Below are 19,385 nucleotides of genomic sequence, written 5' to 3'. Positions count from 1 at the left end.
TGGTCAGGCGGTGGTGACCAGGTCGGCGAGGACCTGCGGGTCGGCGTTGCCGCCGGTCACCACCGCGGCCGTACGCCCCGGCGGCAGCTCGTCCGCGTGGAACAGCCGGGCGGCCGTGGCCACCGCGCCGCTGGGCTCGACGACCAGCCGGGCCTCGCGGATCAGGCGGCCGGCGGCGGCCCGGATCTCCTCCTCGGTCACCGTGACGATGCCGTCGAGGCGGTCCCGCAGGTGGGCGAGGGTCAACTCGGACAGGTTGGTGCGCAGCCCGTCCGCGCACGTGCGGTAGGTCAGCTCCACGTCCCAGGTCACCACCCGCCCGGCGGCGAGCGAGTCCCGCGCGTCGGCGGCGAGCAGCGGCTCGACGCCGTACACGGCGGTCGACGGGCGCAGCGCCTTCACCGCCGTGGCGACGCCGGAGGCGAGGCCGCCCCCGCCGACGGGCACCAGCACCACGTCGACGTCGGGCAGGTCGGCGACGATCTCCGCCCCGACGGTGCCCTGGCCGGCGATGATCCGCCGGTCGTCGAACGGCGGCACCAGGGCCGCCCCGGTCTCGGCGACGATCCGCTGGGCCTCCGCCAGCCGCCGGGCCGGCGGGACGAGCAGCACCTCCGCGCCGAACGCCCGCATCCGGGCCACCTTCACCTCGGGTGCGCCCTCGGGCACCACCACCGTGCACGGCACACCGGCGGCCCGCGCCGCGTACGCGAGGGCCTGCCCGTGGTTTCCGGACGAGTGGGTGACCACCCCCCGGGCCCGCTGGTCGCTTTCGAGCCGGGCGACCGCGTGGGTGGCCCCGCGCAGCTTGAACGACCCGACCGGTTGCAGGCTCTCCGGCTTCAGCCACAGCCCGTCGTCCCACGGCGCGCGCAGCAGCGGCGTGCGCAGGACGGTCGGCGCGATGTCGGCGGCGGCGGCCCGGATGTCGGCGAGCGTCACGAGATCCACGGGGCCATCCTGCCTCAGGTCGCCCGCAGCTCCTCGACGGTGGTGCTGGCCCGCAGGAAGATCAGCCCGACCGCGACCGTGAGGGCCACCGCGGCCACCGCGCCCGCCGCGAGCAGGGCCAGGTGTTCCAGGGGTACGCCGGGCATGACGAACCGCTCCGCCCCGGCGACCGTGGAGGTGCGTACCGGACCCGCGAAAAACCGCCCGAGCAGCAGCCCCACGGTCAGGGCGAGCAGCACCGCCGGCACCGCCGGGGCGAGCGCCTGCCAGGCAACCGAGCGGCCCAGCACGCCCCGGGGCACGCCCTGGGCGACCAGTGCCGCGTACGCCCGGCGACGGGCCACGACCCCCTCCACCAGCGCGACCAGCAGCCCACCGGCGGCGATCGTGACGGCCACCGCCACGGCGAGGTCCACCAGCCCGATCGTGTCCAGGTAGAACGTGTCCCCCGCCCGGGCCATGTCGCCGGACGAGCGTGCCTCGGCCAGCTCGGCGGCGTACCGGGCCTGGAAGTTCGCCCGGTACGCCGCCGCGCCCCCGCCGAACAGCACGGCGGCCAGGAGCGCGGCGAAGGTGCGGCTGCCGGCCCACGGGTCGGCGACGAGCCGGCGGGCGGCCAGCAGCGCGGCCGGCCCCCGGGCGAGACGGTGCAGCAGCCGGCCGGCGGCGTACGAGAACCAGCCCGCCGCGAGCACCGTTCCGACCAGGGCGGCGAGCCCTCCGGCGGCGACCAGGATCGGCAGGTACGGCAGCGGCGCCTGCACGTCGTGGCGCTCCAGCCAGCGCAGCAGCGGAAAGTAGCCGGCGAAGGATCCCACGCCGGCCGGGACGAGCAGCGCGAACCACGGGCGGGGCGGGCGGTCCCGCCGGACGCGGCGGACCACGCCGAAGGGCGTGGAGACGACCCGGCGCAGCAGCAACGCGGTGGCCGCCGCCGCGACGGCGGGCAGCCCGAGCACCACCGCACCCAGCGCGACGGGCGACGGCAGCACGTCCGTGGGCAACGCGAGCCGGCCGTCCGCGTCGGGCCGGTCGAGCAGCTCGTGGGCGACCAGGAAGACGACCAGGCCGCCGACGGTGCCGAGCAGGCTGGCCACCCCGGTCTCCAGCGCCGCGAGCCGGGTCACCTGGCCGGGGGTCGCGCCGGCCAGCCGGAGGGCGGCCAACCGGCGGTCGCGGGCCGGCGCGCCGAGGCGGGCGCACTGCCCGGCCAGCGCCAGCACCGGCAGGGCGAGCAGCAGCAACGCGAAGGCCGTACCGCCGCGCAGCCCCGGCTCGCGCAGCAGCGCCGTGGCGTACTGGAGCGACCAGCGGACCCCGTTGTCGTCGGTGGCCGGCGGCGTCGGGATGGCCAGCACGGTCAGCGCGGCCAGCCCGGCGAGGGCGGCCAGGGCGGCGCTGAGCGCGGTCAGCACCACCCGGATGGTGTCGGCGCGGGTGCCGGCGAGGGCGAGCCGGCCCAGGGTGCCCGGCCTCACCGTGCCCCGCCCTCCGGCGCCTCGCCCGCCGGCGCCCCGGCGGGCAGCAGCCCCGGCCTGGGCGCGCCCGCCGCCGGCAGGTCGAGCCCCAGGCCGGCCCCGTCGACCTCGCCGTCGCGGAGGATCACCTCGCGGTCGGCGTACCCGGCGATGCGCGGCTCGTGGGTGACCAGCACGACCGACGTGCGCTGCTCGCGCGCCAGCCGGACGAGCTGGGTGAGCACCTGCTCGCCGGCCAGCGTGTCGAGCGCGCCGGTCGGCTCGTCGGCGAAGATCACCCGGGGCTCGGTGACCAGCGCCCGCGCCAGCGCGCAGCGCTGCTGCTGCCCGCCGGACAGCTCGCCCGGCCGGGCGTCGGCCAGGTCCGCCACGCCCAGCCGGGCCAGCCAGGCCGTCGCCACCGTCCGCCCTGCTCGCCGCCCCGTGCCGGCGAGCAGGAGCGGAAGGGCGACGTTCTCCGCCACGGTCAGCTCGGGCACGAGCTGACCGAACTGGAACAGCACCCCGAACTCGGTGCGCCGCAGCTTCGACCGGGCCGCCTCGGACCAGGTGTCGATCCGCTCGCCCCGCCAGAAAACCTGGCCGGCGTCCGGGCGCAGGATGCCGGCCAGGCAGTGCAGCAGGGTGGACTTGCCGCAGCCGCTCGGGCCGGTCACCGCGACGATCTCCCCCTCGGCGACGTCGAGGGTGATCCCGCGCAGCGCGGGTGTGGGCCCGTACGCCTTCACCACGCCGCGAGCCTGAAGTTCCGTCACGAGTGCACCTCCCGGTGCCAGTCGGCGACCCGCTCCAGGGTGGTGTGCAGCCACCGCAGGTCGGCGTCGAGGTGGGCGATGGCGTAGTCGGCCGCGACGACGTCGTCGAGGCTGGCCGAGGGGTCCGTCTTGACGGCGGTCAGCTCGCGCAGCCGGTCGGTGTGCGCCCGGCGCTGGGCGACGAGGTACGACCGGACGTGGCCCGCGTCGGCGACCAGGAGTGCCACCACCACCTTGGCGAAGAGCGTGCTGGCCACGTACGGCAAAGGCGGCTCGACCTCGGCGAGCCAGGCGGCCAGGGCGTCGCGCCCGGCGGGGGTGAGCGCGTAGGCGGTGCGGTCCGGGCCGGCGTCGCGGTCCTGGCCGGCGGGCGCGACGAGCCCGTCCCGCTGGAGGCGGCCGAGCGTGGCGTAGACCTGCCCGAACGCCAACGGACGCGCCCGGGGCAGCCGCCGGTCGTGGGCGCGCTTCAGCTCGTACCCGTGCTTGTCGCCCTCGGCAAGCAGGCCAAGCAGCACGTGCGGGATGGACACACACCCCACTATTCACTGAGCGAATAGCATCGTCAAGCACCCCACCCGCCCCGCCCGGTCCCGCTCCCCCGCCCCGCCCCGCCCGGTCCCGCTCCCTCCCGCTCCCTCCCGCTCCCCGCCCCGGTGATCAAGAGATTTGCGTCATGACGAAGATCAACTTTGACGCTTTTCTCTTGATCACCGGGGCGAGTTGATCACCGGGGCAAGCTGAGCGCGGCAAGGAGCGGTCAGCTTGGTGACCAGTGGGGGTGCCGGCCCATGCGGGTCAGGACGAGGTCGAGCGGGGTGGCGTTCGGCGGGGCGGTGACCGGGGCGGCGAAGGCGCCCATCCGCTGGCCCATCTCGCCCATCCGGTCCATGAACGCGACCAGCGTGGCGATCACGGCCGGCGCGGCCTCGTACGGCTGGCCGGTCGCCCGCGCCAGGTCCCACGCGTGCACGGTCAGGTCGATCAGCGCCATCTCGCCGACGGTCTCCTGCGGCAGGCCCATCCCCGGCGACACGCCCTCCAGCGCGGCCGGGTCGGCCCACGCCGTCACCAGCCGCTGCGTCTCGGCGGCGAACCGGTCCCGCCAGCCGTCGGTGAGGCGGTCGGTCTTGTCCGCCCAGTCCACCGGCCGCCGGGCGGCCAACTCCTGAAAGTTGACCACCACCTGGAAGAGGTGGCCGAGCAGGTCCCGCACGGAGTAGTCCGCGCACGGGGTGGGCAGGTCGAACTGGTCGTCGGAGATCGCCCGGACCACCGCCACGGCGCGCGGCGCGGCGTCCGCCAGCAGTTCACTCGTCTTCGTGCTCATGGGTGCAGCGTATGAGGGCTAGCTTGAAGAAATGCGACACCAGCCGCGCGCCGACAACCGGGGCATTCTCGACCCCGCGCGGCTGCGGCGCGAGGTCCGCTTCCGCCGCCTGCCGCCGGCCCCCGCCCTGCGGCCGTACGTCGAGCACTACTGGCTGATCGACTGGGACCTCGACGAGCCGTTCGAGCAGCGCGTGCTCCCGCACCCGGCGGTCAACCTCGTCTTCCGCCGCGACTCTGCGGGCAGGGCCGTTTCCGAGTCCGCCGAGGTGGCCGGCGTCGGGCGGGACCTGTTCCGGATCAACCTCGCCGGCACCGGCCGGGTCAGCGGCGTGCAGTTCCGCCCCGGCGGGTTCCGCCCGTTCTGGCCGCGACCGGTCGCGGAGCTGACCGGCGAGCGCCGCCCGCTGCCCGCCGGGCTCGTCGCGGGCCGACACCCGTGCGACGGTACGGACGACGAGCGCGCCGCCGCCCTCGACGCCCTCCTGCTCGCCTGGCGCCCCCGCCCCGCCTCGCTGACGGCGACCCGGTCGGCGGCTGCCGCCCCGGCGACCGCCCTGCCGGCGGCCAGTCCGCCGATGACCGCCCTGCCGTCGGCCAGTCCGCCGATGACCGCCCTGCCGGCGGTCGAGCCGGGCGCGGCGGAGGCGATGGCGCTGGCCGGGGAGATCCGCGCCGACCGCAGCGTGCTGCGGGTCGACGAGCTGGCCCGCCGGCACGGCACCACCACCCGACGGCTGCAACGGCTGTTCCTCGACCACGTCGGCGTCGGCCCGAAGTGGGTGATCCGGCGGTACCGCATCCAGGAGGCCATCGAGCACGCCGCCGACGGCCGGCCGATCGACTGGGCGGCCCTCGCCGCCGACCTCGGGTACGCCGACCAGGCCCACCTGATCCGCGAGTTCACCGCCGCGACGGGCCTCACCCCGGCCGCGTACGCCCGCTCGCTCAGTCGGCCGGGGTGAGCCGGGCGAGGCGCAACTCCTCGGCGAAGTGGTCGAGCATCGACGCTCGCTCCGCGGACGCCCTCCGTACTCCCGTGGGGAGCTGCGGAATCGCGGCCCGGACGCCCGGACGGCCCGGGCCGCGACCATTCACACAGTAACCGCATCATCAGCAGAATGTGACCCCAGCGGCCCGTCCGGGTGTCTCCCCCCGAGATTTCCCCGGCCCGGGCGGGACCGCGGCGGGTGTTAGGAAGGGGCCCCTGTACAACAGAAAGCGTTAACAAGGTGCCCTTCCTTGCACCTCACCGGCGGCGGACCGCTACCACCGCCACGTCGTCCTGGATCTCCGTGGGGGCCAGCTCGACCACCAGCCGCTCGCAGAAGCCGTCCAGGTCGGCGTCCACCGCCTCGGCGCAGCCGGCCAGCGCGGCCAGCCCCTCGTCGATGGTGGCGTCCCGCCGCTCGATCAGCCCGTCGGTGTAGAGCACCAGCGTCGACCCGGCCGGCAGCACGAACTCCAGGTCGGCGGGGCGGTCCGCGCGCACGCCGAGCAGCGGCGCGGAGTGCTTGACGTACTCCACCTGGCCGGCGCGGCTGATCAGCGGCGGCAGGTGACCGGCGCTGGCGAGTCGGACCCGGCCGGTGCCGGGGTGCAGCAGCAGCACGCAGAGGGTGGCCAGCTCGCCGGGGAGCAGCGCGCGCATCAGCTCGTCGACCCGGGTCAGGACCACGCCGGGCGGATGCCCCTCGACCGCGTACGCCCGCACCGCGTGCCGCAGTTCGGCCATCACCGTCGCCGCGTGCAGCGAGTGGCCGGCCACGTCGCCGATGGCCACCAGCAGCTCGTCGCCGAGCATCACCAGCTCGTAGAAGTCCCCGCCCACCTCGGTCTGCGCGCTGGCCGGCTCGTAGCGGACCGCGAGGTCCAGCCCGGCCACCTCGGGCAGCCGGTGCGGCAGCAGGCTGCGTTGCAGGGTCACGGCGATCCGGTGTTCCTCGTCGAGGGTCCGCTGCGCCTCCACGGCCGCCGCGAGGGCCTGGGCGAGCTGGCGCACCACCGGGGCGTCCGGGAGCAGGGCCCGGGGCGGCACCGCCACGTAGATGGGGGACCGGTCGGCGCGCAGCCGGGCGACCGCGACGACCAGCTCCGGCTCGCCGCCCCAGTCGTGCACCGCCCACTCGGCCGGGTCCACCTGCTCCCGCAGGATCGCCCCGATCGGCACGTCGTCGGTCGGCATGGGCCAGGGGCGCACCACGGGCTCCGCGCCGGGGCCGGTGGTGGCGGCGGCGAGCGTGGTGCCGTCCATGGTCTCGGCCAGCACGACGGCGGGGGTGCCGAGCATCCTCGCCGCGCCCTTCGCCGCGGCGACCATCAGCCGGGGGAAGCTCGGCGCGGAGTTGACGGCGAGGGTCGTCTCGGCGAGCCGGCTGAGCCGGTCGGCGAGCAGCTCGGCGCGCTGCCGGGCCCGGTAGTAGCGCAGCACCGCCTGGGCGGTGGCGACCAGCTCGTCCGGCTCGATGGGCTCGGCCAGGTAGGCGTCCGCGCCCCGGGTCAGGCCCTGCGCCCGGTCGTTGACGTCGACCGCGTGCGCCGACACGTGGATCACCGGCATCGCCGGGTGGGCCTTCTTGATGCGCTCGCAGACCTCGAACCCGGTCAGGTCGGGCAGCCGGACGTCGAGCACCACCAGGTCGATCGGGTCCACCCCGACCCGCGCCAGGGCCTCGCCGCCGCTCTCCGCCTCCAGCGTCGCGAAGCCGGCCCGGCTCAGCCAGCTCACCAGCAGGTAGCGCTTGGTGCGGCTGTCGTCGACGACTAGCACGGTGACCTCACCACCGTCCACCGTCACGCCCCGCCCACGGGCAGGACGACGGTGAAGGTGCTGCCCCGCCCCGGCTCGCTGGCCAGCTCCAGGGCCCCGCCGAGCAGGTGCGTCACCCGCCTGGCGTACGGCAGGCCGAGGCCGGTGCCGCCGACGCGGGGGCTCCCCGGCACCTGGTAGAACTCCTCGAAGATCCGCTCGTGCAGCTCCGGCGCGATGCCCGCCCCGGTGTCGGAGACGGACAGCCGCCACCACCCGTCGCGGATCTCGGCCCGCAGCCGGACCTCGCCCCGCTCGGTGAACTTGAGCCCGTTGTGCAGCAGGTTGCGCAGCACCTGGGCGAGCAGCACCTCGTCGGAGCGGACCGTGCCGGGCGGCGGCGGGTCCTCCACCACCAGCTCGACGCCGGGCTTGGTGGACAGCGCCCGCAGGGTGCCGCGCAGTTGGCCGAAGATGGCCCGCAGGTCGACCTCGGACCAGTTTGGCTCCAGCCGCCCGGACTCCGCCTTGGCGAGGTCGAGCAGGTCGTTGACCAGGCCGAGCAGGTCGGTGGCGGAGTCCCGGATCAGACCCACCTGGCGGGCCTGCTCGGCCGTGAGCGGGTCGGACGCGGAGTCGGCCAGCAACCGGCTCAGCCCGATGATCGCGGTCACCGGGGCGCGCAGCTCGTGGCTGACGTTGGCCAGGAACCGGCTCTTGGACTCGCTGGCGGTGCGGAGCTGGGCCGACTTCTCGTCCAGCTCGGCGTAGAGGGCCACCACGCCCCGGTTGGTCGCCTCCAGCTCCTCGGTGAGCTGGTTGTAGAGCGCCATCACGCCCCGGTTCGTCTCCTGGAGCTCCTCGTTGAGCACGGCCAGCTCGTCGCGCTGGCTGCGCACCTCGTCCAGGGCGGCGACGAGCTGCTCGTTCTGGAGCGCCAGCTCGTCGGTGGCGCTGGCCGGGGCGGTGCTGCCGAGCTCGGCGCGCAGCTCGGCGAGGCGCTCGGGGGTCAGCGCCTGCGCGTTGGCCGGGACACGTCGGGACATCCTCACGACCGTATCGCCCTCCCGGCCCACCACGCTGAGCATGTCCACCAGGCGTGCCACCGCGCCGGACTGCGGGACGTACCGGTCGCCGGGGAGCGGACGCGCCGGTGCCAGGTCGACGCGCAGGTGGACCGGGCCCTGCGCGTCGACGACGACGCCGAAGGTGACGTCCGCGCCGCCGCAGAGGCGCAGCAGGTCGCGGGCCACCTCGCTGAGCGCGGTGGCGAACCGGACCTGGTCCTGGTGTTCCAGCCCGACCGCCTCGGCCACCTCCCGGCCCCGCTGCCGGATGAGGAAGATGTCGTGCTCGACCCGCAGCGCAAGCTGGAGCAGCGACGGGCCGCCGGCCGGGCCCGTCACCAGGGCGCCCTCGCGGCGAGTACGCACGCGTCGTCCCGCCGCACCCCGGCGTCTCGCAGCACGGTCGCGGCCAGCACCAGCGGGGCACGCCCGGCCAGGCCGGGGTAGTCGTCGAGCTGCCAGCGGTCCGCCACCCCGTCACTGTGCATCACCAGCGCCGCCCCGGCGGGGAAGGGATACTCGTACTCGCGGACGACGGGGCGCTGGTGGCCGGCGATGCCGGGCAGGGAGATGAGCCCGCGCCGCCGCTCGCCCTCGGCGAGCACGGTCGCCGCGATGTTGCCCAGCCCGGCGTACCGGAGCAGGTGGGCCTGCCCGTCCAGTTCGGCGACGGCCAGCGCGGCCCCCCGGGTATGCGTCATCGCGCGGTGCAGGTGCTGCACCACGGCGGCCGGCGCGGCGGCCGGGGCGGACCGGAACGCGGCCAGCGCCGCGTCGGTCGCGGACGCGGCCAGGGGGCCGTGCCCGAGCCCGTCACAGACCAGCACCTGGTGCCGCCCCTCGGTGACGCGGACGGCGTACCCGTCGCCGCTGACCGCCTCGCCGGTCAGCGGCCGGGTCAGCGCCCCGGCCCAGGACTGCGCCGGGGCGGGCCCCTTCGGCCAGATCTGCACGGCGAGCACGGTGCCCCGGCCGGGGAGGGAGTAGCCGTCGAACCAGTCCGCCTGGCGCATGATGGCGCCGAGGCCGATGCCGAGCGTGCCGGCGGTGGAATGGCCGTCCCGGGAGGAGACGGTGAGGTCGGCCATGCCCGGCCCGGAGTCGATGGCGACGAGTTCCACGCCGGCCCGGCCGCCCCGGCGCACGGGGCGCAGCAGCAACACCCCGTCCTCGGCATGCTTGACCAGGTTGCTGGTCAGCTCGGCGGCGACGATGGCCAGGTCGGCGGTGCGGGCGTCGCCGATGCCGAGCTGCCCGCCCAGCCGCTCGGCGGCGCGCCGGACGGCGCTGGCCGCGCTGCTGCTCTCCACCCGGAACCAGATGCCGTGGTCGGGCACGGCGTCCAGGGTCATCGGGACCACTTGGTGACCGTGATCCGGGTGCCCTGCCCCGGACCGGTGTCGATGTCGAACTCGTCGACCAGGCGGCGGGCGCCGCTGAGGCCGAGCCCGAGGCCGCCGCCGGTGGTGTAGCCGTCGGTGAGGGCCAGGTCCAGGTCGACGATGCCGGGGCCCTCGTCGGCAAAGACGATCCGCACCCCGCGCCGCCGGCCGTTGTCCACGGTGAAGACCTCGGCGGTGCCGCCCCCGCCGTAGACGAGGGTGTTGCGGGCCAGCTCGCTGGCGGCGGTGACCAGCTTCGTCTGGTCGACGAGGGAGAGCCGGACCGCCACCGCGACCGTACGCACCAACTGGCGGACCCGCACCACGTCCTCGTCGCTGCGGATCGCCTGGGCCTGCGGGTCGCCCAGGTCGACGCCCACGGTCACGTCGTGTCCGCAGGCTGGTCGCCGGGTTCGTCGAGGTCGTCGTCGCCGTGGTCGTCGCGGGTCGCCGCGATCAGCTCCATGCCCCGTTCCACGTTCAGGGCCGTGCGGATGCCGTTGAGCGACAGGCCCAGCTCGACCAGGGTGATGGCGACGGCGGGACGCATCCCGACCACCACCGTCTCGGCGTCGAGCACCTTGGAGATGGAGGCGATGGTGGAGAGCATCCGGCCGACGAACGAGTCGACGATGTCCAGCGCCGTGATGTCGATGATCACGCCGTGGCAGCCGGTGGCGACGATCCGCTCGGCCAGGTCCTCCTGGAGCTGCACCGCCGTCTGGTCGGACATGTCGACCTGGATCGAGACGAGCAGGATGTCGCCGATCTTCAGGACCGGCACCCGCTCCATCAGGGCTCCCGACGCGATTGGCGGCGAGCCGCCTCCACGCCCGTCAGCCGCAGCACGTGTCGTAGCGCGTCGGCGAGGCTGGCCTTGGTGGCGATGTCGCCGAACTCGATGCCGAGCGCGACGATGGTCTGGGCGATCTGCGGCCGGATGCCGGAGATGATGCAGTCGGCGCCCATCAGTCGGGCGGCCACCACGGTCTTGAGGATGTGCTGGGCGACCTGGGTGTCGACCGCCGGCACGCCGGTGATGTCGATGATCGCGTACGGCGAGCCGGTGTCGACGAGGGTCTGCAGCAGCCGCTCCATCACCACCTGGGCGCGGGCGGAGTCGAGCGTGCCGACCAGCGGGACGGCGACCACGCCCTCCCAGATCTTGACCACCGGGGTGGAGAGTTCGAGCAGTTGCTCGGCCTGGTCGGCGATCAGGCTCTCCCGGGTGCGCACGAAGCTCTCGAAGGTGAACAGCCCCATCTGGTCGACCAGGGAGGAGAAGGCCACGTAGTCGCGCAGCGCCTTGTCGCCGGCGTCGGCCTCCAGCAGCTCGAGCAGGACGTCCTTGAGGGCGTACACGCTGATCGCCGTCTCGGTGGCGGTGAAGCCCTGCCGGGCCCGGCCCCGGGACAGCTCGGCCAGCACGGCGCGCAGCTCGCCGGCCGACTCGGACTCCAGGTCGAACCCGCCGCCACGGGCGGCCTCGATGACGGCCCGGTGCAGCTCCTCCACCTGGCGGCGCAGCTCCGCCTGGCTGAGTCGGCCGCGCAGCGAGGCGGCCACCAGCTCCACCCAGCGCTGGGTGATCCGCTCGGCGTGCCCGTCGAGCAGACCGGTCAGGCGACCGCTTTCCTCCGCGCTCAACGCCACAACATCCTCCCTACGACCTGGATCGGGCCGGACTCTACCACCGGGTAGCCGGAAACTAGTTGTCCCACGGCAACGACATGACGCCCGGCACCCCGGCGCTCCCGGCTCTGCGCCAAACCCCGCTCGTGGGATACGGTTCCACCGATAACAGCAGGAGGTCGGCGAATGTCCTTGACGGTGCAGACGGAACAGCGCGACGACGTGGTTGTCGTGTCGGTCGCGGGCGAGCTGGACATGGCGACGGCTCCGCAGCTCCAGGACCAGATCACGGACCTGCTGGACAAGGGCCGCAGCCGCCTCGTGTTCGACCTGGCGGAGGTCTCGTTCTGCGACTCGACCGGGCTGTCGGTGTTCGTGCGCGCCAAGAACAGCTGCGACGAGGCCGGGGGCGTGGTCCGGCTGGCCGCCCCGCAGCGCGGGGTGCTGCGCATCCTGGAGGTCAGCGGGCTCGTCGAGGTGCTGCACACCTACCCGACGGTCGAGCAGGCCGTCGCGGGTGGTCCCACGCCGGCCTCCTCCTGACCACTCACCCTCTCTTCTCGTCCTCGACGAACCGGGGGCGGGCGATGACCAGGCCCGCGCCCGTCTGCACGGCGAGGGCGGCGAGCAGGAACCCGATCGGCGCGGTCCACCCGCCGGTCGCCTCGTAGAGGACGCCGACCAGCAGCGGGCCGAGGGCCGCGATCACGTACCCGGTGCTCTGCGCGAACGCCGACAGGGCCACCGTCCCCTCCGCCGTGCGGGCGCGCAGCCCGATGGTGGTGAGGATCAGCGGGAACGCGCCCTGGCCGAGGGCGAGCAGGGCCACCCAGAGCAGCGCGCCGTCGCGCGGCGCGAGCGCCAGCCCCAGGTAGGACGCGGCCGAGAAGGCGGTCAGCCCGAACACCAGCGGGCGCAGCGTCCGCAGCCGGCCGGCGAGCGTCGGCATCAGCAGCGCCACCGGCACGCCGAGCGCGGTCACCCCGGCCAGCAGCAGCCCCGCCGTCTCCGGGTGGAAGCCGGCGTCGCGGAAGAGCTGGGCCAGCCAGCCCATGATCGCGTACCCGCTCAGCGACTGCGCGCCGAAGTAGACCGCCATCGCCCAGCCGAGCCGCGTCCGCGCCGGCCGCACCCGGGCCGGGGCGGCGACGGCCACCGCGCCGCCGGCGGCCCGCCGCGCGGCGCGGGCCCGCAGCGCCAGCGGCACCCACGGGAGCACGGCCAGCGCGGCCAGCGCGGCCCAGACCCCGAGCCCGGCCCGCCAGGACCCGAAGGCGTGCGCCACCGGCACCGCCGACGCGGCGGCCACCGTCGTGCCCGTCGTCAACGCCATCGTGTACGCCCCGGTGACCAGCCCGGTGCGGTGCGGGAAGTGCTGCTTCACCAGCATCGGCAGCAGGATGTTCGCCACCGCGATGCCGGCCAGCGCGAGCGCGCTGGTGACCACGAAGACCAGCGCGGAGTCGGTGACCACGCGCAGCACCTGCCCGACGGCGAGCGCCGTCATCGCGACCACGAGCACCCGGGCCGGGGCGTACCGCCGGACCAGCCAGGGGGTGAGCGCGCCGAGCCCGGCGAAGGCGATCGTCGGCAGGGTGGTGACGAGCCCGGCCATCGCCCCGGAGAGCCCGAGGCCGGTGCGGACCTCGCCGAGCAGCGCGCCGAGGCTGGTCACGGCGGCGCGCAGGTTGAGGGCGACCAGCAGCATCCCGACCAGCACCAGCAGGCCGCCGGGCACGGGCCGCCCGGTCTTGTTGATCTCGGTCTGCTCGCCGGGGGTGGGAGCGGGGGCCGGGGCGCGCGCCACGTCGAGGGTCGGGCGGGGTCGGGCGGTCCCGGTGGTGGGTTCCGCGATGGCGGTCGGTGGCGGGGTCATGGCCTTCAACCTACAATCATGGGATGAATCCTGGGCGGGTGATGTAACCAGTGCCACCATCGGTTGATTCCTCACCCCCGCCGGAATCCGCGTCCCTGACCGGCTCCCCGCCGCCGCCCCGGGGTCAACGCGTCCGGCAGACGATCGAGCAGCTCCGGGCCCGCATCCTCGGCGGCGAGTGGCCGGTGGGCGGGCGCATCCCCACCGAGCCGCAGCTCGTCGCCGCCCTCGGCGTGGGGCGCAACACCGTCCGGGAGGCCGTCCGCGCCCTCGTGCACGCCGGGGTGCTGGAGTGCCGGCAGGGCTCCGGGACGTACGTGGTGTCGACCGACGAGCTGGCCCCCGTAGTGGCCCGCCGACTCACCGACGACCGGATGACCGAGGTCGTCGAGGTGCGCCGCGCCTTCGAGGTGGAGGCGGCGCGGCTGGCCGCGCTGCGGCGTACCCCGGCGGACCTGGCCGCCCTCGACGGCGCGCTCGCTGCCCGGGAGGCCGCCTGGCGCGCGGGCCAGGTCGACCAGTTCGTCGAGGCCGACGCGGCCCTGCACACGGCGGTGGTCGCCGCCGCACACAACCGCATGCTCGCCGAGCTGTACGCCTCGGTCGGCGCGGCGTTGCGCAGCACGATCAGCCAGGCGATGGGCGACGCCCTGGAGCCCGAGCGGTACGTCGACCACGACCGGCTGGTCGACGCGATCCGGGCCGGCGACCCGGCCTTGGCGGCCCGGGAGGCTGGTGCTTTCCTGGAGCCCTCCCCGGGGGAACAGGTTGCCCGGGAACCGAACCGGACACCACGGGAGTGACGGATGCTCAAGGGCTTCAAGGACTTCATCATGCGCGGCAACGTCGTCGACCTCGCGGTCGGCGTCGTCATCGGCGCGGCGTTCACGGGCGTGGTCACCCAGCTGACCAAGTCGTTCCTGGAACCGCTGATCCGCGTCCTCGTGCTGCTGATCACCGGCAGCGACAAGGGTCTCGCCGGCACGGCCCCGGAGTTCCGGGGCATCGCCTTCGACTGGATCGCCTTCGTCAACGCGGTGATCACCTTCCTGCTCACCGCGGCGGCGCTGTACTTCCTGGTCGTCTTCCCGATGAACAAGCTGGCCGAGCGGCGCAAGCGCGGCGAGGAGCCGCCGCCCGCCGCCCCCAGCGAGGAGGTCAAGCTGCTCACCGAGATCCGGGACGCGCTGGTGGCCGCCGGCCACACCACCCCGGGCCAGCAGCGGGGCGCCCTGGACGACGTGCTCGGCCGCAACCCGGAGCCGCCGGCCGCGCGCTGACGCCCACGGCACACCGGCCCCCACGGGAATCCCGCGGGGGCCGGATCGTGTCGTACACATGTTCGATAGAGTTCGGCCATGGAGCAGCGGAAGCACTGGTGGAACGGCAAGTGGGGGCGGCTGGCGCGGCGGGACGTCTTCCTCCGGGTGGACGGCGACCGGTGGCACGTCGAGCAGCGCGCCGGGGGCGCGGAGGGCGTCTCCCAGTTCTACGAGCACCCCAGCGCGGAGGAGGCCGAGGAGACCGTCCGCGCGCTGCTCGCCGGGGCGGACGGCTGGCGGGAGTTGTCCCCCCGGCCGCCGGGCTCGTGGCTGCCGGCCCCGGACACCCGCGCCTGACCGCGCCTGACCGCGACGAGGGGCCGGGCGGCGGTCCGGGGCTCGGCGGCGTTCGGCTGGGCCTGACCGGGGCGGCGTTTAGTCCGACGGCGGGGCGGGAACCGCCTCGGGATGGAGCAGCAGGGCACGGATCAGCAGGCGGCCATCTCCCGCGTCACCACCGGGATGCCCGTGGTCGACGTGAGCGGCGCCGAGGTCGGCACCGTGGACCTCGTCCAGCGGGGCGACCCGAACGCGGTGACCGTGCAGGCGTCGACCGCCGCCCCGACGACCGACCCGGGCGGCAGCCTGGACGAGCTGATCGAATCCGCGGCGGTCGAGGAGCCGGACGTCCCGGCCGATCTGGCCGCCCGCCTGCTGCGCACCGGCTACCTGAAGGTCTCCACCGAGCACGCCCGGACCGGCGCGGTCTACGTGCTCGCCGACCAGATCGCCGCCGTCGCCGACGGCCGGGTACGCCTCGACGTCCTCGCGACGAGCCTGCCCGCCGAGGAGTGACGCCAACTCTTTGATCGACTCCATGTCGGCGACATCGCGGTATCCCGGGGCGGTTGATCCCGCCATGTCGCCGACATGGAGTCGATCTAGCGCTCCCCCCGCCCAGCCGGGGCGGGCTCGGCGGGCGGAGCGGGCTCGGCAGGCTGGGCGGGCCCGGTGGGCTGGGCCGGTTCGGCGCGGTCGCCCGCGCGGCGGCGGCGCAGCAGGAGCAGCATCAACCAGCCGGCGAGCAGCCCCCAGAACGCGCCCCCGACGCCGAGCAGGCTCACCCCGGAGGCGGTGACGACGAAGGTCACCACGGCCGCCTCCCGGGTCGCCGGGTCGGCGACGGCCGCCGACACCGCGCCGGCCAGCGCGGCGAGCAGCGCGAGCCCCGCCACGGCCTCGATCAGCACCGGCGGGGAGAGCAGCACGAGGGCGGTGGCGACGCCCGCGCCGAGGCCGAGCAGGGCCAGCCCGACCCCCGCCGTCACCGAGGCGACCCAGCGGCGCTCCGGGTCCGGGTGGGCGTCGGGGCCGGCGGCCAGCGCGGCGGTGATCGCGGCGAGGTTGACCGCGTGCCCGCCGACCGGCGCGCCGATGGCGCTGGCCAGGCCGGTGACCCGCAGCGCGGAGCCGAGCGGGGGGCGGTAGCCGTACCCGGTGAGCACCGCCATCCCGGGTACGTTCTGCGCGGCCATGGTGACCAGGAACAGCGGCAGGGCCAGCCCGATCACCGCCGGCACCGTCCACTCGGGTGCGGTGAGGACGAACACCGGGCGCAGGCCGTGCGCGCCGACGCCGCCCGGCGTGGTCGCCGCGATGGCGACCGCCGCCGCGACGAGTGCGGCGGGCACCGCCCAGCGGCGGGCGAAGCGGTGCAGGACGAGCCAGGTGACGACCACCGGCGCGGCCAGCCTCGGCACCTCGACCAGGGCACGGACCGGCGCGGTGCACAGCGGCAGCAGCACCCCGGCGAGCATCGCGGCGGCGATCGGGCCGGGGATCGCGGCCACCGCCCGGCCGAGCGCCGGGAAGAGGCCGGCGGCGACGATCAACGCACCGCAGACGACGAACGCGCCGACGGCTGCCGGCCAGCCGCCGGGGACCGGGCCGGTGGCCACCAGCAGCGCCGCCCCGGGGGTGGACCAGGCGACCGCCATCGGCAGCCGGTGCCGCAGCCCCAGCCACACCGCGCACAGGCCGGACGCGACGCTGACGGCGAGCAGCCCGGAGGCGGCCTGCCGCTCGTCGGCGCCGACGGCGCGCAGCCCGGCGAGCACGACGGTGAACGAACTGGCGAAGCCGACGAGCGCGGTCACCACCCCGGCGAGCACGGGTTGCAGCAGGCCGGCCACGTCTCCCCCTTCGCCGTTCCGTTTACGGAACGATGGCGTGTAGCACGATAGCGGGATGGAGTCGCCGCCACCAACCACCCACGTGGCCCGGGAGCAGGCAGCCACGGACGCCGGCACGGTCGGCGCCCGGGTACGCGCCCTGCGCGAGGAGCGCGGCCTGTCACTGTCCACCCTGGCCCGGCTCGCCGGGGTGGGCAAGGCCACCCTCTCCGGCCTGGAGAACGGCACCCGCAACCCCACCCTGGAGACGCTCTACGCCGTGACCGCCCAGCTCGGGGTGCCACTGACCGCCGCGCTCTCCGGGCCGGCGGCGGCCCCCACGGTGCGCGGGGCGGCGGTGAGCGCCACCCTGCTGGAGGTGTTCACCGAGGCCGGGGCGACGTACGAGCTGTACCGGATGCGGGTCGCCCCCGGCGTCGGGCAGCTCTCCCCCGCGCACCAGCCCGGGGTCACCGAGCACGTCACCGTCTTCGCCGGGCAGCTCCGCGCCGGGCCGGTGGACGCCCCCCTGACCGCCGGGCCCGGCGGCCACCTGCGCTGGACGTCGGACGTGCCGCACGGCTACGCGGCGATCGGCGACGAGGAGGTGTGGGCGAGCCTGCTGCTGCGCTACCCCCGCCGCTGACCGGTCGAGCGTCCGGGCCGGTCGACCCTGCGGGCCGGTCGAGCGTTCGGGTCGCCGGCCGGTCGGCCATCCGCGCCGACACAAGATTCTTTTCGGGCCGACCCCGGAGCGCGTAGAGACGCCGGGCGGGTCTTCTTGGCAAGCTTGTCGTATGACGCTGATCCTCCGCTCGGCCATCCTCAACGACGTCGGCCTCGTGCGGACCAACAACGAGGATTCCGCCCTCGCCGGCGACCGCCTGGTCGCCGTCGCCGACGGGATGGGTGGCCTGCCGGCTGGTGAGGTGGCGAGCGAGATCGTCATCCGCATCCTCGACGAGTTGGACCCCCCCACCACCACCGAGGGGGCCGCCGACGCGCTGCGGGCCGTGGTGAGCACCGCCAACCAGCGGATCCGGGCCGCCATCTCCGTCGACCCCGCGCGCGAGGGCATGGGTACGACGCTCACGGCCGGCCTGCTCGCCGGGGACGTCCTGGTCCTCGCCCAGGTCGGGGACTCCCGCTGCTATCTGCTGCGGGACAACGAGCTGACCCAGCTCACCCGGGACGACACGTTCGTGCAGGCGCTCGTCGACCAGGGCGCGCTCTCCCCGGACCAGGCGCGGCACCACCCGCAGCGGTCGCTGGTGACCCGCGCCGTGCAGGGCGCCGACACGCCCCCGGCGGTCGGCACGCTCACCGTCTTCGCCGGTGACCGGCTGCTGCTGTGCAGCGACGGGCTCTCCGACTACGTGGACGACGCCGCGATCGCCGCCGCCCTCGCCATGTACGGCGACCGCCAGCAGTGCGGCGAGCAGCTCGTGAAGCTCGCCCACCAGGCCGGCGCGCCGGACAACGTCACCGTCGTCGTCTCCGATGTCACCGCGCTCTCATGACGATCCGGCGGTTGACCAACTCCGAGCGTCCGGCCACCTCCTTCCCGCTCCAGGCGTACGCCTTCGAGGCGTCCCCGATGCGGCCCGAGCGGGCCGAGGAGTTCCGCAGCTACCTGCACTACAACGAGGCCACCCGGACCCTCGTCGCCGAGGAGGGCGGCGAGACGTTGGCCACCGCGTCGGCCATCCCGATGCGGCAGAACCTGCGCGGGGCCGTGCTGCCGATGGCCGGCGTCGCCGGGGTCGCCACCCACCCGCTGGCGCGGCGGCAAGGGCACGTCCGGGCCCTGCTGCGCCAGCTCCTCGACGAGATGCGCGACGAGGGGCACCCGCTGACCGCGCTGTACCCGTTCCGCGCCTCGTTCTACGAGCGCTTCGGGTACGTCGGGCTGCCCCGGGCGCGTACGGTCGCCTTCGCCCCGGCCGACCTGGCCCCGCTGCTGCGCGCGGACCTGCCCGGCGAGCTGGCCTGGGGCCGCAGCGGCACCGGGTACGCCGACCACCGCGCCTTCACGGAGCGCTGCCTGGCCGAACGGCACGGGTTCGCGGTCTTCCCCGAGACCCGGGCGGTGCGGCAGCGCGACGACGACGACCGGTGGCAGCTCACCGCCCGGATCGACGGCGGGACGGTCGGCGTGCTCACGTACCGGATCGACGAACACGGCGGCGAGCTGACCGGCGACGACCTGCTGGTCGCCGACCCGTACGCCCGGGCCCTGATCCTGCAGTTCCTCGCCCGGCACGTCGACCAGGTGGAGCGGGTCAGCCTGCGGATCGCGGCGGACGAGCTGCCCGAGCTGTGGCTGACCGACCTGGCCGTGCACGTCGAGGCGCGGGTCGCCCGGCCCGGTTCGCCCGCGCCGATGGCCCGGCTGCTCTCGCTCGACGCGCTGGCCGGCCTTCCGGCGGGGCCGGGCCGGGTCCGGGTGGAGCTGACCGGGGACCGCTGGCTCGCCGGCGCCCACCTGCTCGACGGCGCGACCGGCCGGCTGGAGCTGTCCGGCGAGGCCACCGCCGGGCCCGTGCCGGCCGCGACGCTCACGGCGGCCGGGCTCTCCGCCCTGGCGTACGGGGTGCTGGACCCGGCGGAGGTCGACGTCCGGGGCCTGGGCCGGGTGCCGGCGGACGCCGCCGCCGAGCTGCGCCGCCTCTTCCCCCGCCGCCTGCCCTACCTCTTCGCGGACTTCTGACCCTGTTTCGCGACTCGGGGGCG

The 19,385-nt window shown here is 75.3% G+C and carries 22 protein-coding genes; 9 read left to right on the top strand and 13 right to left on the bottom strand.

What is annotated here, in order from left to right; genetic code table 11:
• Nucleotides 1–3 precede the first annotated feature (3 nt).
• From ACFYWL_RS09040 to ACFYWL_RS09020, 5 genes are all read right to left on the bottom strand, one after another.
• Nucleotides 4–951, bottom strand: coding sequence for a threonine/serine dehydratase (locus ACFYWL_RS09040; RefSeq protein ID WP_386969437.1), 948 nt, complete (start codon nucleotides 949–951; stop codon nucleotides 4–6).
• Nucleotides 952–965: 14 nt separating this feature from the next.
• Nucleotides 966–2,429, bottom strand: coding sequence for an FtsX-like permease family protein (locus ACFYWL_RS09035; RefSeq protein WP_386969435.1), 1,464 nt, complete (start codon nucleotides 2,427–2,429; stop codon nucleotides 966–968).
• Entirely contained in the window at nucleotides 2,426–3,184 is a 759-nt protein-coding gene (locus tag ACFYWL_RS09030; RefSeq protein WP_386969432.1) for an ABC transporter ATP-binding protein, read from the bottom strand. The genes ACFYWL_RS09035 and ACFYWL_RS09030 overlap by 4 nt, the downstream gene beginning before the upstream one ends.
• On the bottom strand, nucleotides 3,181–3,717 hold the full coding sequence (locus ACFYWL_RS09025) for a PadR family transcriptional regulator (RefSeq protein ID WP_386969430.1): 537 nt from the start codon (nucleotides 3,715–3,717) through the stop codon (nucleotides 3,181–3,183). The genes ACFYWL_RS09030 and ACFYWL_RS09025 overlap by 4 nt, the downstream gene beginning before the upstream one ends.
• A gap of 227 nt (nucleotides 3,718–3,944) precedes the next feature.
• The gene (locus ACFYWL_RS09020; RefSeq protein ID WP_386969428.1) at nucleotides 3,945–4,514 is read right to left on the bottom strand and encodes a TIGR03086 family metal-binding protein; all 570 of its coding nucleotides are present in this window, start codon (nucleotides 4,512–4,514) and stop codon (nucleotides 3,945–3,947) included.
• 31 nt (nucleotides 4,515–4,545) lie between these two features.
• Here ACFYWL_RS09020 and ACFYWL_RS09015 point away from each other — a divergent pair, with 31 nt between their 5' ends.
• Nucleotides 4,546–5,478 (top strand): DUF6597 domain-containing transcriptional factor, encoded by a 933-nt coding sequence (locus ACFYWL_RS09015; RefSeq protein WP_386969425.1) that lies wholly within the window; start codon nucleotides 4,546–4,548, stop codon nucleotides 5,476–5,478.
• A 284-nt stretch (nucleotides 5,479–5,762) separates the two neighbouring features.
• Here the strand turns inward: ACFYWL_RS09015 and ACFYWL_RS09010 are convergent, their stop codons facing one another.
• From ACFYWL_RS09010 to ACFYWL_RS08985, 6 genes are read right to left on the bottom strand one after another with little or no spacing between them, the layout of a single operon-like run.
• Entirely contained in the window at nucleotides 5,763–7,304 is a 1,542-nt protein-coding gene (locus ACFYWL_RS09010) for a SpoIIE family protein phosphatase (RefSeq protein ID WP_386969422.1), read from the bottom strand.
• Between the two features lie 2 nt (nucleotides 7,305–7,306).
• Nucleotides 7,307–8,668: a sensor histidine kinase gene (locus ACFYWL_RS09005; RefSeq protein WP_386969777.1), complete on the bottom strand. Its 1,362-nt coding sequence runs from the start codon at nucleotides 8,666–8,668 to the stop codon at nucleotides 7,307–7,309.
• Nucleotides 8,665–9,681 carry a SpoIIE family protein phosphatase gene (locus ACFYWL_RS09000; protein ID WP_386969775.1) on the bottom strand — a complete coding sequence of 339 codons (1,017 nt, stop codon included), beginning with the start codon at nucleotides 9,679–9,681 and terminating at the stop codon, nucleotides 8,665–8,667. Before ACFYWL_RS09000 ends, ACFYWL_RS09005 begins: the two co-directional genes overlap by 4 nt.
• Nucleotides 9,678–10,097 carry an ATP-binding protein gene (locus ACFYWL_RS08995; protein WP_386969419.1) on the bottom strand — a complete coding sequence of 140 codons (420 nt, stop codon included), beginning with the start codon at nucleotides 10,095–10,097 and terminating at the stop codon, nucleotides 9,678–9,680. The genes ACFYWL_RS09000 and ACFYWL_RS08995 overlap by 4 nt, the downstream gene beginning before the upstream one ends.
• The gene (locus ACFYWL_RS08990) at nucleotides 10,094–10,504 is read right to left on the bottom strand and encodes an STAS domain-containing protein (protein ID WP_386969417.1); all 411 of its coding nucleotides are present in this window, start codon (nucleotides 10,502–10,504) and stop codon (nucleotides 10,094–10,096) included. The genes ACFYWL_RS08995 and ACFYWL_RS08990 overlap by 4 nt, the downstream gene beginning before the upstream one ends.
• Nucleotides 10,504–11,364, bottom strand: a complete 861-nt coding sequence (locus ACFYWL_RS08985) for an STAS domain-containing protein (RefSeq protein ID WP_386969416.1) — start codon at nucleotides 11,362–11,364, stop codon at nucleotides 10,504–10,506. The genes ACFYWL_RS08990 and ACFYWL_RS08985 overlap by 1 nt, the downstream gene beginning before the upstream one ends.
• A gap of 165 nt (nucleotides 11,365–11,529) precedes the next feature.
• Between ACFYWL_RS08985 and ACFYWL_RS08980 the strand changes: the two genes are divergently transcribed.
• Nucleotides 11,530–11,886: an STAS domain-containing protein gene (locus ACFYWL_RS08980; protein WP_386969413.1), complete on the top strand. Its 357-nt coding sequence runs from the start codon at nucleotides 11,530–11,532 to the stop codon at nucleotides 11,884–11,886.
• Nucleotides 11,887–11,890: 4 nt separating this feature from the next.
• Here the strand turns inward: ACFYWL_RS08980 and ACFYWL_RS08975 are convergent, their stop codons facing one another.
• On the bottom strand, nucleotides 11,891–13,219 hold the full coding sequence (locus ACFYWL_RS08975; protein ID WP_386969411.1) for an MFS transporter: 1,329 nt from the start codon (nucleotides 13,217–13,219) through the stop codon (nucleotides 11,891–11,893).
• Nucleotides 13,220–13,314: 95 nt separating this feature from the next.
• Between ACFYWL_RS08975 and ACFYWL_RS08970 the strand changes: the two genes are divergently transcribed.
• The 4 genes from ACFYWL_RS08970 to ACFYWL_RS08955 all read left to right on the top strand — a co-directional run bounded on the left by ACFYWL_RS08970 (nucleotide 13,315) and on the right by ACFYWL_RS08955 (nucleotide 15,336).
• Complete coding sequence (locus ACFYWL_RS08970) at nucleotides 13,315–14,022, top strand: FadR/GntR family transcriptional regulator (RefSeq protein ID WP_386969772.1); 708 nt, start codon at nucleotides 13,315–13,317, stop codon at nucleotides 14,020–14,022.
• Between the two features lie 3 nt (nucleotides 14,023–14,025).
• Nucleotides 14,026–14,499 (top strand): large conductance mechanosensitive channel protein MscL, encoded by a 474-nt coding sequence (gene mscL, locus ACFYWL_RS08965; protein ID WP_386969408.1) that lies wholly within the window; start codon nucleotides 14,026–14,028, stop codon nucleotides 14,497–14,499.
• 78 nt (nucleotides 14,500–14,577) lie between these two features.
• The gene (locus tag ACFYWL_RS08960; protein ID WP_386969406.1) at nucleotides 14,578–14,838 is read left to right on the top strand and encodes a hypothetical protein; all 261 of its coding nucleotides are present in this window, start codon (nucleotides 14,578–14,580) and stop codon (nucleotides 14,836–14,838) included.
• A 111-nt stretch (nucleotides 14,839–14,949) separates the two neighbouring features.
• Nucleotides 14,950–15,336 carry a hypothetical protein gene (locus tag ACFYWL_RS08955; RefSeq protein WP_386969404.1) on the top strand — a complete coding sequence of 129 codons (387 nt, stop codon included), beginning with the start codon at nucleotides 14,950–14,952 and terminating at the stop codon, nucleotides 15,334–15,336.
• An 86-nt stretch (nucleotides 15,337–15,422) separates the two neighbouring features.
• On the opposite strand, the gene ACFYWL_RS08950 is transcribed toward ACFYWL_RS08955, so the two are convergent.
• On the bottom strand, nucleotides 15,423–16,673 hold the full coding sequence (locus ACFYWL_RS08950; RefSeq protein ID WP_386969401.1) for a benzoate/H(+) symporter BenE family transporter: 1,251 nt from the start codon (nucleotides 16,671–16,673) through the stop codon (nucleotides 15,423–15,425).
• A gap of 55 nt (nucleotides 16,674–16,728) precedes the next feature.
• Here ACFYWL_RS08950 and ACFYWL_RS08945 point away from each other — a divergent pair, with 55 nt between their 5' ends.
• The 3 genes from ACFYWL_RS08945 (at nucleotide 16,729) to eis (ending at nucleotide 19,362) form a co-directional block, all read left to right on the top strand.
• Nucleotides 16,729–17,298 carry a helix-turn-helix domain-containing protein gene (locus ACFYWL_RS08945; protein ID WP_386969399.1) on the top strand — a complete coding sequence of 190 codons (570 nt, stop codon included), beginning with the start codon at nucleotides 16,729–16,731 and terminating at the stop codon, nucleotides 17,296–17,298.
• 151 nt (nucleotides 17,299–17,449) lie between these two features.
• A complete protein-coding gene (locus ACFYWL_RS08940; RefSeq protein WP_043961285.1) occupies nucleotides 17,450–18,172 on the top strand; it encodes a PP2C family serine/threonine-protein phosphatase in 723 nt (240 codons plus the stop codon).
• Nucleotides 18,169–19,362 (top strand): enhanced intracellular survival protein Eis, encoded by a 1,194-nt coding sequence (gene eis / locus ACFYWL_RS08935; protein WP_386969397.1) that lies wholly within the window; start codon nucleotides 18,169–18,171, stop codon nucleotides 19,360–19,362. The genes ACFYWL_RS08940 and eis overlap by 4 nt, the downstream gene beginning before the upstream one ends.
• The last annotated feature ends 23 nt before the right edge of the window (nucleotides 19,363–19,385 follow it).

This window comes from Micromonospora sp. NPDC002575, assembly GCF_042889525.1.
GTDB classification, from domain to species: domain Bacteria; phylum Actinomycetota; class Actinomycetes; order Mycobacteriales; family Micromonosporaceae; genus Micromonospora; species Micromonospora carbonacea.
This window is presented reverse-complemented; position numbering and strand designations above follow the sequence as displayed.

What these genes read in the sequence shown, in the direction of transcription:
- ACFYWL_RS08945 (WP_386969399.1), top strand. Translation starts at nt 16,729, where the DNA reads ATGGAGTCGCCGCCACCAACCACCCACGTGGCCCGGGAGCAGGCAGCC.
- ACFYWL_RS09020 (WP_386969428.1), bottom strand. Translation starts at nt 4,514, where the DNA reads ATGAGCACGAAGACGAGTGAACTGCTGGCGGACGCCGCGCCGCGCGCC.
- eis (WP_386969397.1), top strand. Translation starts at nt 18,169, where the DNA reads ATGACGATCCGGCGGTTGACCAACTCCGAGCGTCCGGCCACCTCCTTC.
- ACFYWL_RS09015 (WP_386969425.1), top strand. Translation starts at nt 4,546, where the DNA reads ATGCGACACCAGCCGCGCGCCGACAACCGGGGCATTCTCGACCCCGCG.
- ACFYWL_RS08980 (WP_386969413.1), top strand. Translation starts at nt 11,530, where the DNA reads ATGTCCTTGACGGTGCAGACGGAACAGCGCGACGACGTGGTTGTCGTG.
- ACFYWL_RS08990 (WP_386969417.1), bottom strand. Translation starts at nt 10,504, where the DNA reads ATGGAGCGGGTGCCGGTCCTGAAGATCGGCGACATCCTGCTCGTCTCG.
- ACFYWL_RS08940 (WP_043961285.1), top strand. Translation starts at nt 17,450, where the DNA reads ATGACGCTGATCCTCCGCTCGGCCATCCTCAACGACGTCGGCCTCGTG.
- ACFYWL_RS08955 (WP_386969404.1), top strand. Translation starts at nt 14,950, where the DNA reads ATGGAGCAGCAGGGCACGGATCAGCAGGCGGCCATCTCCCGCGTCACC.
- ACFYWL_RS08960 (WP_386969406.1), top strand. Translation starts at nt 14,578, where the DNA reads ATGGAGCAGCGGAAGCACTGGTGGAACGGCAAGTGGGGGCGGCTGGCG.
- ACFYWL_RS09000 (WP_386969775.1), bottom strand. Translation starts at nt 9,681, where the DNA reads ATGACCCTGGACGCCGTGCCCGACCACGGCATCTGGTTCCGGGTGGAG.
- mscL (WP_386969408.1), top strand. Translation starts at nt 14,026, where the DNA reads ATGCTCAAGGGCTTCAAGGACTTCATCATGCGCGGCAACGTCGTCGAC.
- ACFYWL_RS08975 (WP_386969411.1), bottom strand. Translation starts at nt 13,219, where the DNA reads ATGACCCCGCCACCGACCGCCATCGCGGAACCCACCACCGGGACCGCC.